The 16396-nt window shown below is 67.7% G+C and carries 18 protein-coding genes; 7 read left to right on the top strand and 11 right to left on the bottom strand.

From position 1 onward, the window contains the following. Window positions 1–33: 33 nt before the first annotated feature. The 6 genes from OH799_RS34700 to OH799_RS34675 form a co-directional block, all read right to left on the bottom strand. Window positions 34–588 carry a dihydrofolate reductase family protein gene (locus OH799_RS34700; protein ID WP_406273305.1) on the bottom strand — a complete coding sequence of 185 codons (555 nt, stop codon included), beginning with the start codon at window positions 586–588 and terminating at the stop codon, window positions 34–36. Between the two features lie 31 nt (window positions 589–619). Continuing rightward, a complete protein-coding gene (locus OH799_RS34695; protein WP_406273302.1) occupies window positions 620–790 on the bottom strand; it encodes a hypothetical protein in 171 nt (56 codons plus the stop codon). Between the two features lie 719 nt (window positions 791–1509). Beyond that, the gene (locus OH799_RS34690; RefSeq protein ID WP_406273300.1) at window positions 1510–1770 is read right to left on the bottom strand and encodes a hypothetical protein; all 261 of its coding nucleotides are present in this window, start codon (window positions 1768–1770) and stop codon (window positions 1510–1512) included. Between the two features lie 412 nt (window positions 1771–2182). Next, on the bottom strand, window positions 2183–2644 hold the full coding sequence (locus OH799_RS34685; RefSeq protein ID WP_406273297.1) for a VOC family protein: 462 nt from the start codon (window positions 2642–2644) through the stop codon (window positions 2183–2185). An 81-nt stretch (window positions 2645–2725) separates the two neighbouring features. Continuing rightward, window positions 2726–3460 carry a hypothetical protein gene (locus OH799_RS34680; RefSeq protein ID WP_406273294.1) on the bottom strand — a complete coding sequence of 245 codons (735 nt, stop codon included), beginning with the start codon at window positions 3458–3460 and terminating at the stop codon, window positions 2726–2728. Then, the gene (locus tag OH799_RS34675) at window positions 3448–4338 is read right to left on the bottom strand and encodes a hypothetical protein (protein WP_406282867.1); all 891 of its coding nucleotides are present in this window, start codon (window positions 4336–4338) and stop codon (window positions 3448–3450) included. Before OH799_RS34675 ends, OH799_RS34680 begins: the two co-directional genes overlap by 13 nt. A 186-nt stretch (window positions 4339–4524) precedes the next feature. Between OH799_RS34675 and lspA the strand changes: the two genes are divergently transcribed. Genes lspA through OH799_RS34660 form a run of 3 tightly spaced genes read left to right on the top strand, consistent with a single transcriptional unit; the run spans window position 4525 to window position 6702 of the window. Continuing rightward, window positions 4525–5121, top strand: a complete 597-nt coding sequence (gene lspA, locus OH799_RS34670; RefSeq protein ID WP_406273291.1) for a signal peptidase II — start codon at window positions 4525–4527, stop codon at window positions 5119–5121. Beyond that, a complete protein-coding gene (locus tag OH799_RS34665) occupies window positions 5118–6044 on the top strand; it encodes an RluA family pseudouridine synthase (RefSeq protein WP_406273288.1) in 927 nt (308 codons plus the stop codon). The genes lspA and OH799_RS34665 overlap by 4 nt, the downstream gene beginning before the upstream one ends. Continuing rightward, window positions 6037–6702, top strand: a complete 666-nt coding sequence (locus OH799_RS34660; RefSeq protein WP_406273285.1) for a hypothetical protein — start codon at window positions 6037–6039, stop codon at window positions 6700–6702. Before OH799_RS34665 ends, OH799_RS34660 begins: the two co-directional genes overlap by 8 nt. A 407-nt stretch (window positions 6703–7109) precedes the next feature. Here OH799_RS34660 and OH799_RS34655 read toward each other — a convergent pair whose 3' ends face one another. Both OH799_RS34655 and OH799_RS34650 read right to left on the bottom strand, forming a co-directional pair. Then, window positions 7110–7928 carry a PhzF family phenazine biosynthesis protein gene (locus OH799_RS34655; protein ID WP_406273282.1) on the bottom strand — a complete coding sequence of 273 codons (819 nt, stop codon included), beginning with the start codon at window positions 7926–7928 and terminating at the stop codon, window positions 7110–7112. 63 nt (window positions 7929–7991) lie between these two features. Then, the gene (locus tag OH799_RS34650) at window positions 7992–10430 is read right to left on the bottom strand and encodes an HAD-IC family P-type ATPase (protein WP_406273280.1); all 2439 of its coding nucleotides are present in this window, start codon (window positions 10428–10430) and stop codon (window positions 7992–7994) included. A 35-nt stretch (window positions 10431–10465) separates the two neighbouring features. On the opposite strand from OH799_RS34650, the gene rarD reads away from it, so the two are divergent. Further along, the gene (gene rarD, locus OH799_RS34645) at window positions 10466–11395 is read left to right on the top strand and encodes an EamA family transporter RarD (RefSeq protein WP_406273277.1); all 930 of its coding nucleotides are present in this window, start codon (window positions 10466–10468) and stop codon (window positions 11393–11395) included. A 150-nt stretch (window positions 11396–11545) separates the two neighbouring features. Further along, a complete protein-coding gene (locus tag OH799_RS34640) occupies window positions 11546–12052 on the top strand; it encodes a PaaI family thioesterase (protein ID WP_406273274.1) in 507 nt (168 codons plus the stop codon). A 242-nt stretch (window positions 12053–12294) separates the two neighbouring features. Here OH799_RS34640 and OH799_RS34635 read toward each other — a convergent pair whose 3' ends face one another. The 3 genes from OH799_RS34635 to OH799_RS34625 form a co-directional block, all read right to left on the bottom strand. After that, complete coding sequence (locus OH799_RS34635; RefSeq protein WP_406273271.1) at window positions 12295–12795, bottom strand: hypothetical protein; 501 nt, start codon at window positions 12793–12795, stop codon at window positions 12295–12297. A gap of 198 nt (window positions 12796–12993) precedes the next feature. Further along, a complete protein-coding gene (locus OH799_RS34630; protein WP_406282866.1) occupies window positions 12994–14328 on the bottom strand; it encodes a DNA polymerase IV in 1335 nt (444 codons plus the stop codon). Window positions 14329–14396: 68 nt separating this feature from the next. After that, entirely contained in the window at window positions 14397–14618 is a 222-nt protein-coding gene (locus tag OH799_RS34625; protein ID WP_406273268.1) for a hypothetical protein, read from the bottom strand. 257 nt (window positions 14619–14875) lie between these two features. Between OH799_RS34625 and OH799_RS34620 the strand changes: the two genes are divergently transcribed. Next, window positions 14876–15763 (top strand): UTP--glucose-1-phosphate uridylyltransferase, encoded by an 888-nt coding sequence (locus tag OH799_RS34620; RefSeq protein ID WP_406273266.1) that lies wholly within the window; start codon window positions 14876–14878, stop codon window positions 15761–15763. A gap of 153 nt (window positions 15764–15916) precedes the next feature. Next, complete coding sequence (locus OH799_RS34615; protein WP_406273263.1) at window positions 15917–16312, top strand: hypothetical protein; 396 nt, start codon at window positions 15917–15919, stop codon at window positions 16310–16312. Window positions 16313–16396: the final 84 nt, after the last annotated feature.

Here is a 16396-nt window from a genome sequence, read left to right as displayed (position 1 = left end):
ATGAGGGGTCCGGGTCCGCCGTTCGGCCATGGCTCAGTCGGCCGTCACGGGACCGTAGGTGGCGATGATGATGCCGGTCTCCAGGATGGCGGTGTCCAGCAGCCGCAGCGGGGTCTTGCCGGTGTCACGGTAGATCAAGTGCTCGGGTTCGGCGCGGCCCGCGAAGATGGGGTGGATCCACAGGCGGATCTCGTCGAGCAGACCGTATTCCAGGAGCAGGCGGGCCACCGGCCCGTGCCCGTACATCAGGATATCGCCCCGGGTTTCAGCCTTGATGCGAGCGATCTCGGCGGGAATGTCCGCGCCGAGCACGACGGTGTTGGTCCATTCCGGATCGGTCAGCGTGCTCGACACCACGTATTTCCGCATGGCATTGAACTTGTCGGAGAACCAGTCGCCGGTGCGCTGCGGCCATGCCGAGGCGAAAACCTCGTAGGTCCTGCGCCCCATCAGCAGCGCGTCGGCCGCTTTCAACTGGGCGCCCGCGAAGTCCATCGCGCCCTCTTTGAAATAGTCGAAATGCCAGTCCTGCATGTTGTCCATGAGCCCGTCGAGGGACACATTGGTGCTTTCGACGATCTTTCCCATGCGCTCGTCTCCTTGTCTGTTGCGTTGCTTTCTACCGCACGAAGGAGGTCATGGCCCGCGTGTCACGCAGCGCATGTGCACCAGAGGAGCCGACCAAGCGCGCGTCGAGTTCGGCGTCGCGCCGCAGCCAGCTGCCGTCGGCGGCAAGGGCGGGCGCAGCCTTGCTCGAACAGCTCCACCGCTTGCCACCGCCAACCGACATCGATCTCGGCGAAGTGGCGCCGTTTGTCCGGCTGGACGAGCGGATTGCTGCCGCAGCCACCTTGACCGAGAATGACCGGCGTTGGCTCGTGAGAATTCGGCGCGAACTGCCCATGACCACGGTGGCGGTGCAAGCAGCATTGAAGCCGCACTACCACCACACACGGTCTTCGGCTTCGACACCACGCCGCATTCGGGAGAGTCCGAAGCGCCGGTAACCGAAATCGCGGGATGCTATGTAATCGCTGGGATTTCAAGGCACAGTCCGGCCATTTAAACAATTTCGGCATCGGTTGCAGAAGACAGATTGGTGCCCGCACTGAGAGACGCCGCTGCCGCGACGCTTCAGTCGGCCGACAGATTTCCCCTGTCGTACCCAGGCGGTGCAGCTGGATGATCGAGCCGTTCGATAGTTGCGCGAATTACTTTTGAGGCGGCGAGTTTCCGCCGCAGGCACCTGTTTTGCGAGATACAGCACGAGTTGGGCCCTGCGATTACACGGATGCTGCCGCCTCGGAGCTCAACCACTCCTGCCGCGGACTCGGTGACCGTCAGCTGGCGAACGATAGGGCGCCATTCGCGGCCTGGCAGCCAAAGCTACCGGCGAAAACGTTGACTCCCAGGCAATTCTGAACATCGGTGAGCATTCCAAACCTCCGTCGCGGCGTATGTCGACCGATTATCGTCTGGGTGGCGAAATCGCCAGGCGTGGTCGTTCCGTTACAAGCCAATGATCACGCGGGCGGTGGTCCTGCTCAGTAAGTACTTTTGGTACTCCGATTCCCGTCGGCGCAAGGCCGCTTCTTCATCGGACACAACGGCATTCAATCCCGGTGCCCCAGTGTCCGGATAACCCTCGTCGCCAAAGGTGTCGACCAGCCTGTTCAGAAGATTGACAAGCATGAAGAAACCTCCGTCGCGGAATATGCCGATCGATTGCCGATCTGGCCAATCGGTAGGTAAATCGCCAGGTTTGATCATTCCGTTAACAAGTTGCCGGTTCCCATACGAACCCCTGTCATTTCCGCAGGCTTTCGCGCGAAACCATGGCGCATGTCACTTTTCACGGCATGGGTCGGTGGCAGTGACGATCCTCCCGAGGTGCGCAGTGTTTCGGTGTAACGACGACCGACAGCGCGGCGTGCACGGTGACTGCGGACAGTCCGACCGATCTCGTGTACACCGTCGCACCACTGCGCCGGGTCCGGGTGACTCTGCCGTGTCGAGCACGCCGACGTTGATCTGCTCGATAGAGCCGCGAGCGTGTTACCCGATCCGGCCCCAGATCCGGCCCGGTGAACAATACGGTGTCGCGAGCACCCGGCCGCCGCGATGCGCCAGCGGCTACAAGATTCGATTGTTGCCGGATGACCCAGCCACTCGATGAACCGGCTCAGCCGAACAGCTCGGCCATTCGGCGGTCCATCTCGTCGGGCGGCACGTCCTCGACGTGCGTGGCCACGGTCCAGCGATGTCCCCACGGGTCCTCGAAGGCGCCGCTGCGATCGCCGTAGAACTGGGTGGTCATCGACGTGAGTTCGCTGGCGCCCGCGGCCAGCGCCGCGGCGAAGGCGGCGTCGGCGTCCTCGACGTACACGTAGAGGTTGACGGGGGTGCCGCCGACCGTCTTCGGGTCCAGGAAGTCCATATCGGGGTCGGGGTCGCCGAGCATGACGACAGAATCACCGAACATCAGCTCGCAATGCGCGATCTTGCCGTCCGGGCCGGGCATGCGCATTCGCTCCGTGGCGCCGAATACATTCTTGTAGAAATCGATCGCGGCCGCCGCACCGTCGATCGCGAGCCCCGGCGAGACCACCGGATATCCGTCGGGAACGGGTTTGACATCAGACATGGGAACCTCCGCTCGAGGCGTTGTGTCGGACCATATCGAGCCTATTCCCGGCACCCCCGCAATAGGCCGGATCGCCGGAAATCAGGACCCTGCGACGCCCTGCAGCCGACGCACCTGGGCGGCCGTGAGATCGCTGAGGACGCCGGGGTCCACCGACTCCGGCGCGGTCACCGCGACCTGCGCCAGGGTGCCGCCGACCTGCACGATCGCCACCGACGAGCTGAGCGTCATGCCGTCGCTGCTCGTGCGCACCTGGAAGGCGGTGGCAGTGTCGCCCGCAGGCGGCTGGGCGAGCCCGCCGACCTGGTAATCCACCGGGATGTCGGTGGCATCCGCTCCGGAATAGTGCGTGCAGCGGCGCAGCATCGCCTGCACGACCGAAAACACCTCGGCCAGCGCCTCGCTCGGATAACTCGCCGCATCGATATCGATACTGGAGAAATTCGGTCCCGCGTATTGAATGGACGCCCGGGCGAGCGCGCCAGGACGCAGTGCGGCCAGCGGGGTGAGCACTTTCGCGCATTCCGCCGGATTCGTCGGTGCAGAAGCGGCGTCGCCGGCGCCGTCGGGCAGGTCGGCGCGCGGCGGCAGGGCAGTGAAATTCTGCGGCAGGTTCGCGCCGCCGAGCAGCAGGCCCCGCAACCGCTCCGAATCGGATTCGGGTACGGCGCTCACCGGGGCCGCGGCGACCACGGGGCCGAGCGGCGGCAGCTCGGCCGGTTCGGGTGCGGCGGGCTCCGCGGACCCGCATCCCGCGGCGACCGCGATCGACGCGGCCGCGAGCAGCAGGCCGCGCACTCGAATCACTCGGTCCACGACACCTGCGTATCGATCGTCTGCTGCAACATGCTTTCGCTGCGCGGATCGCGATAGGCCTGGTGGCCGCCGACGGTGATGGACCCCGACACCGGAAGCGGCAAGCCGAGGTCGACCGTGATGGTGCCGGCGCCCTGCATGACATAGTCCCGGATGTCCAGGGTTCCCGCGTTGTTGGGCAGGTTCCACGCCGGGGACTTCGGCTTCTGGATGACGTTCAGCTCGATGGTGAGCCGGTCGCCGTCTCGCTTGGTCAGCGTAGCGGTGGTCACCTGGTCGAGCGTGACGCCGCCGGTGACCTCTTGGCGCACCGTCCACACCGCACCCTCGCCGACGGGCTGGTCGGGGAACGCGATCGAGCGGTAGACCGCCTGGTAGAAAGCCTGCTCCAGCGCAGAACGTGCGGTGTTGGAGGTATCCGGCGACGGCTCGAGCCGCAGTGCGGTGATCGCCCCGAGATCGCTGAGGTCGAAGCCCGCGTGCGAGCCGCCGATGTTGGTGAGCGCCTTGGCCAACGTCGGGTCCGGGGAGGTGACGGTGCCGAGAGTCAGATCGATGCCCTCGGCGGTGGTCTGCGCGGTCATCGGGATGGTCAGCGCGGGCGTGGAGAAGTCGCGCATCGGCTGCTCGTTGATCTTCTGTTCGATCCGGTGCGCGGTGTGCAACGTCACCCGCTGCACGGTGCCCGCCGGGTAGTCCGGCCGCAACAACGAGCGCGGCTCCTCTCCGGTCGAGAGGACTGTGGTCACCGCCGCCGGAATCGGCACGGTCACTTCCTTACCGATCCCCAGCGGCTCGGTGCCTTCGGTCTCGCTGCGCGATTCGGCGCCGTTACCGCAACCGACACCGAACGCGGAGAGTCCGAGCGCGAACACCATGAGAAGCACACCCGAACGCGCGATCCGGGGGATGTGGGGGGAAGACAACACCGTCACGAGCAACAGGGTACGACCGCTTCCTGAGTGTCAGCTGGGACATCCGCGCCGCGCGCCGCGCGCGACCGCGAACCGCCCCGAGAAGCGCGACAATCGGACTCGCGCATCGGCCCTGATCGCGCTCGAGAGATGATAGTCGTCGTGAGTGACGACCCGCCGCCCGAGGAGAGCCCAGCAAACACCGCTGATCCGACGACCCCAGCGACTTCGCCGCAGCGCCTGCGGACCTTGCTCGTCATCGCCGCGGTCCTGCTCGGCCTGGATCTGCTCACCAAGACCGTCGCGGTCGCGAAGCTGACGCCGGGCGATCCGGTGCCGATCATCGGCGACTTCGCGCGACTGAGCCTGGTACGCAATCCCGGCGCGGCATTCTCCATGGCGACCGGCATGACCTGGCTGCTGACCCTGGTCGCCGCCGCCGTCGTGATCGGAGTGGTGCGCATCGGCCGCACCATGCGCTCGCTGTGGTGGGCGATCGGCCTCGGCATGGTGCTCGGCGGCGCACTCGGCAATCTGGTCGACCGGCTGTTCCGCGCGCCGGGCCCGCTGCAGGGGCACGTGGTCGACTTCGTCGCGATCGGCTGGTGGCCGGTATTCAACGTGGCCGACTCCTCGATCGTGTGCGGCGCGATCCTGCTCGTGGTGCTCACCGTGTGCGGTTTCGAGCCGAACGGAACCCGGGTCGGCCGCGGCGCCGAGCACAGCGGCGGGGAGAGCGCGGCATGAGGGAGACCAGAACCATGCCCGTGCCCGACGGCCTCGACGGCATGCGCGTGGACGCCGGACTGTCCCGGCTGCTCGGCCTGTCCCGCACCGCTGTCGCGGCGCTCGCCGAAGAAGGCTCGGTGCAGCTCGACGGCGTGGCCGCGGGCAAGTCCGACCGGCTCGCGGCGGGCGCATGGCTCGAGGTGATGTTCCCGGAACCCGAGCGGGAGCTGACGATCGAGGCCGAACCGGTGGAGGGCATGAAGATCCTCTATGCCGACGACGACATCGTCGCGGTGGACAAGCCGATCGGTGTGGCCGCGCACACCGGTGTCGGCTGGAGCGGGCCGACCGTAGTGGGCGGGCTGGCCGCGGCCGGATACCGCATCTCCACCTCGGGCGCCCATGAGCGGCAGGGCATCGTGCACCGTCTCGACGTCGGTACCTCCGGGGTGATGGTGGTCGCGCAGTCCGAGCACGCGTACACGGTGCTCAAGCGCGCGTTCAAGCAGCGCACCATCGATAAGCGGTATCACGCGCTGGTGCAGGGACATCCGGACCCGAGCAGCGGCACCATCGACGCACCGATCGGCCGGGCCCGCGGCAACGACTGGAAGTTCGCGGTCACCGCCGACGGACGCCCGAGCATCACGCATTACGACACGGTGGAGGCGTTCCAGGCGGCGAGCCTGCTCGACGTCCACCTGGAGACCGGCCGCACCCATCAGATCAGGGTGCATTTCTCCGCGATCCGCCACCCTTGCTGTGGCGACCTCACCTACGGTGCGGACCCCCGCCTTGCCCAGCGGCTCGGGCTGGAACGGCAATGGCTGCATGCCCGCGCGCTGGGATTCCAGCATCCCGTGGACGGCCGCTATCTGGAGATCACCAGCGAGTACCCGGACGATCTGCGGCACGCCTTGGACGTCCTGCGCAATGCCTGACCGGCGCACACTGCCATGGCGGGGCATCATCCTCGCCGCGGCGAGCGTCGCACTGGTCGTGCTGATCGTCGCGCTCGGTGCGCTGAATCCGCCGCGCAAGACGGGGGTTTTCACCGACCGGCTCGGGCCGGACCGAGGTGAGCAGGTCGCGGACTACCTCGCTCGGGCGCGGGGTTCCCTGACCGGATCCGACAGCGATCAGCACTGGGCCCTGCTGTCGTTCACCGAACCTTTGGGGCCGGAACGGATTCCGGACTACACCGGTGGCCTGCGCGTCGCGCAGGTGCTGTATCGGGTGCCGATGCCCAGGGTGCAGACCCCTCTCGTCGCCGTACCCGTCCCGGAAGACGTGGGCGCGGCCGTGGATTCGGCAGGGTACGCGGCCTGGCTGCTCCCGCATCCCTCCGACGACCGTTCCGCCCGTATAGTCGGCGTCTCCGCCGCACGGCTGCGCGCAGGCTGTGCGTGCGTGGTCGGCCTCGTCGTCCGCGGACCGCTGACGACTCTGCGAAACGTCGCCTCCCAGAATGGCGTCCGTGCCGTCCAGGCACTTCCCGCCGACGCGCTGGCCGGCCGCTTCGCCGTGGTCCCGCTCCTGCCCGATTACCTCGACGTGGTGCTGCCCGGTCCCGACGACGGGCCGGTCCCCGACCGGTGATGCGCAGCCCTCTCAGCGCCTCGCCAGCCACTCCACGACGTCGGTGACCACCGCTGGGTCGAGGTGCTGGCCGACGAGGCCGCGCCGGGACGAGCACAGTACCTGCTGAACCCAATCCTGTTTTCGATCGGCGAAGCAGGATTTCGGCCTGCCGAGGGACCATAGGGCACGGAGGCGATGGTGACGAGTCGAACAGCATCGCGACGCCGTCACGGTTCCGCACCGCCACCGGAATGCGAATACCGAGCGGCACAGGAGGACTCGGTGCCCCGGTGCGCGACCCGCGCCGCCATCACGTCGACGTCGGCTCCGCATCCATCCGTTCGAGTGCGACCAGTCTCCCGACCACCGGTTCCACCACCGTTGGTGCCGACGGACACGGGCACCACGGCGATGCTGACCTCAGGTCAGTCCGGCAGAGTGACAACCCCGTCGAGATAGCGGCGGCAGCGGCCGAGCAGTAGGACGCGGTCGTCGACGAGTTCGCAGCGCAGGGTTCCTCCACGGCGGGAAAGCTGTCTGGCGTGCAGTTCCGTGCGCCCCAAGTGCTCGCTCCACAGCGGAACCAGTTGGGCGTGCGCCGAGCCGGTCACCGGGTCCTCGGGTATGCCCGCGCTCGGAGCGAAGACTCGGGAGACGAAGTCGGCCGAATCACCGGGGGCGGTGACGATCGCGGCGCGCGGCAGCGCAGGAAAGGCGGAGAGCACCGGCGCGGCATCGCGGACCTCCTGTTCGGTCGCGACGACGATCACCTCGTCTGTGCCGGAGTACGCCCGCACCGGGCGCACTCCGAGCGCCGCGACGAGCGCCGGATCGGGCCGCACCGGGATGCTGTGCACGACCGGCAGATCGAGGACGAGCTCGTCGGCGTCGGTGCGGTCGACGTGCAGCCAGCCGCTACGCGTGAAGAAGCTCACCCGGTCGCTCCCCGGGTGCACGTCGGCCAGGATTTGGGCGGCACTGGCCAAGGTGGCGTGCCCGCACATGGCAACCTCTACCGTCGGCGTGAACCAGCGGAGGTGGAAGGCGGGCCAGTCGCCGGGCGGCGCACCCGCCTCGGAAGGTAATTGCGAGGTGTAGAAGGCGGTTTCGGCGAGGTTGTTCTCCTCGGCCAGATGTTGCAGCAACGTATCCGGGAGCCACGACGGGAGCGGCATCACCGCGGCCGGGTTGCCCGAGAACGGTGCGTCCGCAAACGCGTCGATCTGGTGCAGCAGTACCTCCATAGTCGAGAAGGTACCCCAACCATGAATGACCGCCTCGCACAAGGGTTCTCGCTGCGCCGCGGATCAGGCGTCCAGTTGGTCCGCCGCCCCGCCTGGCGAGCTCGGGAAAAGTTGCCGCCGCTCTCCCAGCATTGCCGCGCTCACCCACCAGACGACCTCGACAAGCACGATGCCGACCGTGCCACAGGCCACCGCGGCACCCGTCAGCGCGACGTTGGACGGATCGAGTTTGAAGAACTCCCGGGTGAACGGAACGGTGAACAGGAACACGTACGCCGCGACAGACGCCGCGAGCAGCAAGACCTTCCACCACACGTAGGGCCGCGCCACGATGGCCAGCACCCACACCGCGATCATGATCAGCGTGATGAGCGCGGTAGTGCCCGCCTGGATCTTCTGCTCCTCGCCGGCGTGCGGACCGGCGTAGGCGATCAGATAGGCGACGAAGGTGGCCACGCCGATCACAACGCCCGACGGGATGGCAAGGCGCATCACGCGCGCGACGAACCCCGTGCGGGCGCGCTCGTTGTTCGGCGCGAGCGAGAGGATGAACGCCGGGATGCCGATGGTGAACCAGGCCGCGATCGTGACGTGGCGCGGCAGGAACGGATAGCCGATCGGCTCGTAGTCGAAGATCTGCGAGCCGACGCCTGCGAGGCCGACCAGGAACGCCAGCAGCACGGAATAGACAGTCTTGGTGAGGAACAGGTTCGAGACCCGCTCGATGTTGCCGATCACCCGGCGCCCCTCGCCGACCACGTAGGGCAGCGTGGCGAATCTGTTGTCCAACAGGACGATCTGAGCGACCGCGCGAGTCGCCGGGCTGCCCGAGCCCATCGCGACACCGATATCGGAATCTTTCAGCGCCAGAACATCGTTCACACCGTCACCGGTCATCGCCACGGTGTGCCCGCGCGATTGCAGTGCCGACACCATGGCGCGCTTCTGGTCCGGGCGAACCCTGCCGAAGGTGGTGCTGCGCTCCAGCACGTCGGCCAGCTGGCCGCGGTCCTCGGGCAACTCGCGCGCATCGATAGCGTGGTCGCCGCCCGCCAGGTCCAGCGAGGAGGCCACCGCGCCGACCGATACGGCGTTGTCGCCGGAGATCACCTTGATGGAAACATCTTGGCTCGCAAAGTATTCGAGGGTGTCGCGGGCGTCGGCCCTGACCTTCTGCTCGAGCACGACCAACGCGGCGGGCCGCACCGCGCCCGGGGCGTCCGGCGCGTCCACCGGACGGTCACCGCGAGCAAGCAACAGGATGCGCAAACCGGAGGAACCGAGCTCCTCGGCGACGCGCGCGTCCTCGGAGCCGGCGTCGAGCAACACGTCCGGCGCGCCGAGTAGCCAGTCGCCGTGCGCACCGTAAGAGCAGCCGCTCCACTTGTTGGCCGAGGAGAACGGCGCCACGGCCGTCCGCTGCCAGCCGGGGCCGTCCGGCAGCGCCTCCGCGATCGCCTGCACGCTCGCGTTCGGACGCGGATCGTCGGCGGCCAGCGCGGCCAGCGCGGTGCGGACCTCGGTGTCGTCGAAGGCCTCCAGCGTTTTGATATCCGACAGCCGCATCCCGTTCTCGGTCAGTGTGCCGGTCTTGTCCGCGCACACCACGTCGACGCGGGCCAGGCCCTCGATGGCGGGCAGCTCCTGTACAAGGCACTGACGTCGGCCCAGGCGCACGACGCCGACCGCGAACGCGATCGAGGTCATCAGCACCAGCCCCTCGGGCACCATCGGCACGAGCGCGGCGACCATGCCGGTGACCGCTGGCCGCCACGACTCCTTACTGGAGACCAGCTGGTTGTAGATGCTCAGCAGGCCGGCGGGAATGAGCAGGTAGGTGATGAACTTCAGGATTTTGTCGATTCCGGTGCGCAGCTCGGAGTGCACCAGGGTGAACTTGCTCGCCTCCTCGGCCAGTCGCGCCGCGTAGGCGTCCTTGCCGACCTTGGTGGCCCGGTAGGCGCCGGACCCGGAGACCACATAGCTGCCCGACAGCACTGTGGCGCCGACCGCTTTGTCGATCGAATCGGCCTCACCGGTGAGCAGCGATTCGTCCACCTCGAGCTGTGCGGACTCCTCGACGGTGCCGTCCACGACGATCTGGTCGCCCGGGCCGAGCTCGATCAGGTCGTCGAGTACCACTTCGCGCGGCGCGATCTCGACGGCCGCGCCGTCGCGGCGAACAGTCGGCTTGGCTTGGCTGACGATGGCCAGCTGGTCCAAGGTGCGTTTGGCACGGATCTCCTGGATGATGCCGACCGCGCTGTTGGCGACGATCAGCAGGCCGAACATACCGTCGATGATCGAGCCGGTTGCGAGCACCAAGATGAACAGGACGCCGAGGATGGCGTTGATCCTGGTGAAGACGTTCGCACGGATGATGTCGCGGACCGAGCGGCTCGCGCGATCCGGTACGTCGTTGGTGCGGCCGTCGCGGCGCCGTTGCTCGACCTCGGCCGCGGTGAGTCCGGTGGCGCCCGAAGCCTGCACGGTAATCGACATGACCGCAAGGCTACGTGACAACTACGGTCGTCAGGGTGCGGCAAAGCAGGTCTATCCCCGGTGTGACGTTCGGGACCAGCGCATTTTTCCTGTGGGGTCTGTTCCCCGCGTTCTTCGGTTTGCTGGCGTTCGCCCGACCGGGCGAGGTTGTGGCCCAGCGAATCCTGTGGACGCTGGTCGTGGTGCTCACGGTACTCATGGCAAGCGGGCGACTACGCGAGCTGCGCGACATCGGCAAGCGGGTCTGGCGGCTCGCGGCGGTCGCTTCGGCCGCGATCGCGCTCAACTGGGGGGTGTACGTCTATGGAGTCACCTCCGGGCACGTTGTGGAGTGCGCGCTCGGGTATTTCATCAACCCGCTGGTCACCGTCGCTTTCGGCGTAGTGTTCTTCCGCGAGCGGCTGGCGCGGGCCCAGTGGGCGGCGCTGGCCCTCGGCGCCACCGCGGTGACAGTGCTCACCATCGACTACGGCAGGCCTCCCATCATCGCGTTGGCACTGGCCTGCTCATTCGCCACCTACGGCCTGGTGAAGAAGGTAATCCCGCTGGACGCGTTGCGTGGTATTGCCGCGGAAGGGGTAGTCGCCGCACCGTTCGCGCTGGCGTTCGTGATCGCGCTCGCAGTAACCGGGCGCAGCGAATTCGGTTCCAGCGTGAAACATGCCGCACTGATGATGTCCACCGGCCCGGTCACCCTCGTTCCGCTGCTGCTGTTCGCGGTTGCGGCCCAACGGGTTCCGCTGTCCACCATGGGCCTACTGCAATATCTCACCCCCGCCCTGCAGATGGCCTGGGGCCTCGCCGTCGCGCATGAGCCGATGCCCGCCTCCCGCTGGGCGGGTTTCGCGCTGATCTGGGTCGCATTGGCGATTTTCACCACCGATGCCCTACTGCGCGCCCGGCGCCTCCGGCGGATTCCGCGCGACGTCGCCACCGAAGCCGCCGCGCGTACGAGCGGTACATAAGTCCGCGCGGCGAGCTACGTTCGACTGCCCGGATCGCCCCTGACGATGCTTGCGTTCGCGACTATTTCAGACACTGCATTGTCTGAAATAGTCGCGAAAGTGTCGGATCCGACACTGTTGCCCGATTCGCGACGCTCGTAGCGTCAACGCATGACAGCGCCCCAACCTCTTCGCTCCCACACCCACGCTTGGCGGCCACCTCCCGAAACAACCACGGACATCCTGGACATGACCGGCCGTGAGATCTTGCAGGAAGCGCTCGACGGACGGTTTCCGGACGCCCCGATCATGAGGACGCTCGGCATCCGGCTGGTACAGGTCGGCGACGGGACCGTGGTGTTCGAGGGCGAGCCGGGCGATCACCTGCTCGATCCGATGGGCAGCGTGCACGGTGGCTTCGTGACCGCTCTGCTGGAATCGGCACTCGCCGCAGCGGTGATGACGAAGCTGCCCAGCGCAACGAGATCCACCTCGGTCCAGATCGGCATCCATATGCTCCGCCGCGTGCGCACCGACACCCGAACGCTGCGCTGCGAAGGCACCGCAATCCACGTGGGGCCCACCACCGCCAGCGCGGAGGCCCGCCTCCTCGGCGTCACGGACGGCGACCTCTACGCGCACGCCAACGCGACGTGCGCAATCCTGCGGGTGATGTAGTCGGCTGGTATCGCATCACCGGTCAGTGGCGCCGACAAGCTTGACATTCGGATCGATCTCGGCCGCGCTGCCAGCCGGACCGGACGTATTCCCGGGCGCCACAGGGAATTTCGATCAGGCCAGGGCTGGAACACCAGCCGTGCCCGCCCGGAGCGCACGGTGACCTCGGATGGTCGGCCGAGCGACGACGACGGGCCGGCGACCGGGCAGATCCCGGCGGCCGACCCGACCAGTCGAGCGAATCAGCCGCAGGCAGCCGACTGCTGGCCCAGGTTGGTCAGCATTGTGCAGGCCCATGCCTTCTGGATCTTCCACTTGCCGTTGTCGGCGACGAACGGCACCTCGACGATATTGTCCTGACCGTTCAGTGTGAACTTGGCCTTGGCGTTCACGCTGTCGCCGAACGAGGTGACGTCGGTGACCTCGATCTTCACGTCGGCGCCCGACACGGCTTGCGACAGCCGGTCCGGCAGCGTCGGATCGCTTTCGGCGCCTTGGACGTTGTCCAGCTTCTCCGAGGCGGGCACCGCCGGGTCCAGTGCCCGCGTCATGGCGGTGTTCAGCTCCGCGACCGTGGGGACCGGCGGCAGGTTCGCACTCGCGGCCGCCGACGCCTTGGCGCTGGTCGACGTCTTGGCGGCGGGCTTGCTGTCCTTGTCGTCACTGCCGCAGGCTGTCATGCCAAGCGCGGCGACGATGGCCAGGCCGGCGATCGCGATGCGTCCAGTCTTACGAAGCTTCAACTGCTCGTCCTTTGCGTTCGAGTAGGTCCGTGTCGTGTTCCACCATGGCAGCCGTCACCCGAAACCGGCGGCGCTGCACGAGGCCCCAGGCTACCCGGCGGCGGGAACCACCGCCGAGATCCACACGGGACAGACGGATGTCGTCGGCAGCGAACGTACGCGTCCGACCGGGCAATGTCGAGCCGTCGTGGGCGTTCGTCAGAGCAGACTGCCCAAGGGGTCGGCCCGGGTGAGCGCGGCGTCGGCGGCGGCGAAGGTACGCGCGGGACCCGGTCCGGTCGAACGGGTTTCGAAGCGGACGGTCACCACGCCGAGCCCCGCGCCCTGCACCCAGCCGTGACCGTGCTCGGGATGCGTCACGTCCATGCCTGGATGCCAGACGCTGACCGGCAGGGTGGTCGCGGCGACGGCTTGCGACGCACCAACCGTGTCGTCGAATCGCGGAGGCTCGGCAGCTTCCGGCTGTTCCTGGGCGATCTCGGCAGCTGGACCGCGATCGAGTTCCGGAAACAGCGATTCCTGGCGGACCGTCGACAGCCCGCCGTAGCTCACCCCGACCAGCCGGATCGGACCCAATTCTTGTGGGTCCAGCGCAGAACGCTGCGCGGCGGCGGCGAGTGCGGCCAGATCTTCGGTCGCGTAGGGCAGCGTGTAGGACCGGGTGACGATGCTCATGTCGGACTTCTTCAGCTTGAGCACCACGGTGCGGGCGGCGCGTCCGTCACCGGCCAGGCGCCGGTGCGCGGCGGCGGCCATGTCCTCGATGGCCGGGCGCAGCTGGGCGAGGGTGACGATGTCGGTCTCATAGGTGGTTTCCGCGCTGATCTGCTTGGCCTCGGCGCGCTCGGCGACCGGGCGGTCATCGATGCCGCGTGCCAGCCGGTGCAGGGCCGCGCCGACGCTTCCGCCGAGAATCGACACCGCCTCCGATTCCGGCAGTGCGGCAAAGGCGCCCACGGTTTCGATGCCCAATGAACGCAACCTGCTCTCCGCGACCGGTCCGATCCCCCACAGCTTGCGCACGGGAAGCCCCGCGAGTAACCGCTGCTGCTCGACCGGCGAAATCACCCGAATGCCATCCGGTTTGGCCAGCCCGGAGCCGATCTTGGCCAACTGCTTTCCCGTGCCCGCGCCGACCGATGCGGTCAGCCCGGTGCGCTCGCGCACCAACGCGCGCAGTTCCGCGCAGAACTCATACACCCGCGCCGCCGTCGCGCCCACCAACTCGGCGGGCTCGCCGAACGCCTCGTCGAACGAGAGCGTCTCCAGCACCGGAATCCGACTGCGCAGCGCGTCGAAGACCTGGCCGCTCAGCACGCCGTAGACCGCGCCGCGCGGCGGCACCACCACCGCGGTCACGCCGACGAGTCTGCGCGCCTGGTGCATCGGCATCGCCGAGCGCGCGCCGAACACCCTCGCCTCATAGCTGGCTCCGGCCACGACGCCGCGTCCGCCGATACCACCGACCAGGACTGGGCGGCCGCGCAGTGTCGGGCGGGTCAGTTGTTCGACCGACGCGAAGAACGCGTCCATATCGACGTGCAGAACCCACCGCCGCGCCGCGGTGTCCGCGTCGGCGAGCACAGGCGGATGCTGCCCGCTCACCGCGGTTTCGCCGCACGTTGTCCGAACCCGAGAATCCGGGGGCGCGACAGGGCGGTGCGCCGCCCGAGCGACATGGTGTCCGCGATCAGGCCGGCCAGCTGGTCGGCGCCGTGCCGGCCGCCCTCCCAGAACGCGGCCCCGACTCGGAGCGCAGCCCCGGCCAAGCGCTCGACGATGCCCGCGACGATCCCCGCGCCGGTCGCCTTGTCGGTGCTCACGGCGAGCAATGTACGCCCGGCCACCGACAAGGTCCCGACAGGCGGCGACGCTGTCAGGTGGCTGTGCGCTAGCTGCTTGTTCCCTGGCGAAAGCAGCGTACGCCCGTGCGTGCCGCCTGCCCGCCACCTTCCTCGATGAAATGGCCCTGATCTGCCCTTTTGACACACCGAACGATGTACCACTCAGTATCGATGAACCGCCGACGAACCGCGGGGACCGGGCTTGTGACGCGCCGCGGTATGTGATGATCGGACCCATGAAGATCCGTAAGGCCGTCATCCCGGCCGCCGGTATCGGCTCCCGGCTGCTCCCGCTGACCAAGGCCATCCCCAAAGAGATGCTGCCGGTCGGCGACCAGCCGGTGATCGAGCACACGGTCCGCGAGCTGGTCGCCTCGGGCATCACTGACATCACCATCGTGGTCAGCGGCGGAAAATCGTTGATCCAGGACCACTTCCGCCCCAACCCGGCGCTGGTGGCCCAGCTGCGCGCGGACGGAAAGACCGCCTTCGCCGACGCGGTCGAGGAGGTCGGTGAGCTGTCCCGGCTCGGCCACATCACCTATCTCGACCAGCACGGCCCGTACGGCAACGGCACCCCGGTGCTCAACGCCGCCCGCAATCTCGGCGACGAGCCGATGCTCGTGCTGTGGCCCGATGACGTGTTCGTCGCCGAGGTGCCGCGCGCCCAGCAGCTCATCGACGCCTACGAGGCCACAGGAGCACCGGTGCTCGCATTGATGCCGATGGACCCCGCCGAATCCCAGCGCTACGGCGTTCCAGTGGTCGCCGACGACCACGGCAGCGGCCTGCTGCGCATCACCGGACTGCGGGAGAAGCCGAAGCCTAAGGATGCGCCGTCGGATTTCGCGGCGATCGGCGGCTATGTGGTCACGCCCGGCATCATCGAGGAACTGCGCATCCAGACCGAAGCGTGGTACGAACACCGCACCGGCGAGGTGTATCTGACCGACGCGATCAACGTGCATGCCGCGGGCAACCCCGTATTCGGCCAGGTGATCCGTGGCCGCTGGTACGACACCGGTAACCCGGGGGACTACTTGGTCGCGCAATTCGCCTCAGCGCTGGCGCATCCGCAGTACGGACCGCTGCTGCGCACGCTCGCCGAGGACCTCGGCAACTGACGGGCGCCCCACCTCCCGCCGTATGCCATAGCTTACGGCTATGCTGTCGCCGATTGCGATCGGTGACGGTTGTTACACCACGCATTACTTCTCGTCGCCGATCCGGGAGCTCGCCGTTTCTCCACGTTCCTGTTCGAGCAGAGAGGTGCGTTCGTGAGCATGATTCCGAGTCGTCGTGTGCGTCACCTGGCCCTGGCCGGCGGTGCCGCAGCAGCCCTGATCTCGGCCGCCGCGGGCCCCGCGGCGGCCGAGCAGCAAACAGTGCAGCTGGGCTTCGCCAACGGCAACTGCAGCAAGACCGTCATCCAGGCGAAGGCGGGAACCCATGTCATCCTCGACGTCGTGACCGCGGGCAACCCGACATCCGGGGCGGCGCTGGCGATCCCGGACAAGGATGTTCAGCTGCCGCTGCCGGACACCTTCTACTGGACAGTGACCCGAGTGGACCTCGGCGTGAACCAGCCGGGGCCGCTTCCGTTCCAGGTGGAGTCACCCGCGTGGTCCGGGAGCGCGGGCAGCGGCTGCCAGGGGGTCATCCAGTTCGACTGAGCCGGATGCGGCGCCTCGTCACCGCCTCGATCCGCAGCCGCGGCGGGTCCGGGTCGTTCTCGTGCCGGCCAACGAGCACTCGGT

It is taken from the genome of Nocardia sp. NBC_00881 (assembly GCF_045207455.1).
GTDB lineage: Bacteria > Actinomycetota > Actinomycetes > Mycobacteriales > Mycobacteriaceae > Nocardia.
Note: the sequence above shows the minus strand (reverse complement) of the source record. Positions and strands in the feature narration are given on the sequence as shown.

What these genes read in the sequence shown, in the direction of transcription:
- OH799_RS34700 (WP_406273305.1), bottom strand. Translation starts at nt 588, where the DNA reads ATGGGAAAGATCGTCGAAAGCACCAATGTGTCCCTCGACGGGCTCATG.
- OH799_RS34695 (WP_406273302.1), bottom strand. Translation starts at nt 790, where the DNA reads ATGTCGGTTGGCGGTGGCAAGCGGTGGAGCTGTTCGAGCAAGGCTGCG.
- OH799_RS34690 (WP_406273300.1), bottom strand. Translation starts at nt 1,770, where the DNA reads ATGATCAAACCTGGCGATTTACCTACCGATTGGCCAGATCGGCAATCG.
- OH799_RS34685 (WP_406273297.1), bottom strand. Translation starts at nt 2,644, where the DNA reads ATGTCTGATGTCAAACCCGTTCCCGACGGATATCCGGTGGTCTCGCCG.
- OH799_RS34675 (WP_406282867.1), bottom strand. Translation starts at nt 4,338, where the DNA reads ATGGTGTTCGCGCTCGGACTCTCCGCGTTCGGTGTCGGTTGCGGTAAC.
- lspA (WP_406273291.1), top strand. Translation starts at nt 4,525, where the DNA reads ATGATAGTCGTCGTGAGTGACGACCCGCCGCCCGAGGAGAGCCCAGCA.
- OH799_RS34665 (WP_406273288.1), top strand. Translation starts at nt 5,118, where the DNA reads ATGAGGGAGACCAGAACCATGCCCGTGCCCGACGGCCTCGACGGCATG.
- OH799_RS34660 (WP_406273285.1), top strand. Translation starts at nt 6,037, where the DNA reads ATGCCTGACCGGCGCACACTGCCATGGCGGGGCATCATCCTCGCCGCG.
- OH799_RS34655 (WP_406273282.1), bottom strand. Translation starts at nt 7,928, where the DNA reads ATGGAGGTACTGCTGCACCAGATCGACGCGTTTGCGGACGCACCGTTC.
- OH799_RS34650 (WP_406273280.1), bottom strand. Translation starts at nt 10,430, where the DNA reads ATGTCGATTACCGTGCAGGCTTCGGGCGCCACCGGACTCACCGCGGCC.
- OH799_RS34640 (WP_406273274.1), top strand. Translation starts at nt 11,546, where the DNA reads ATGACAGCGCCCCAACCTCTTCGCTCCCACACCCACGCTTGGCGGCCA.
- OH799_RS34630 (WP_406282866.1), bottom strand. Translation starts at nt 14,328, where the DNA reads ATGGACGCGTTCTTCGCGTCGGTCGAACAACTGACCCGCCCGACACTG.
- OH799_RS34620 (WP_406273266.1), top strand. Translation starts at nt 14,876, where the DNA reads ATGAAGATCCGTAAGGCCGTCATCCCGGCCGCCGGTATCGGCTCCCGG.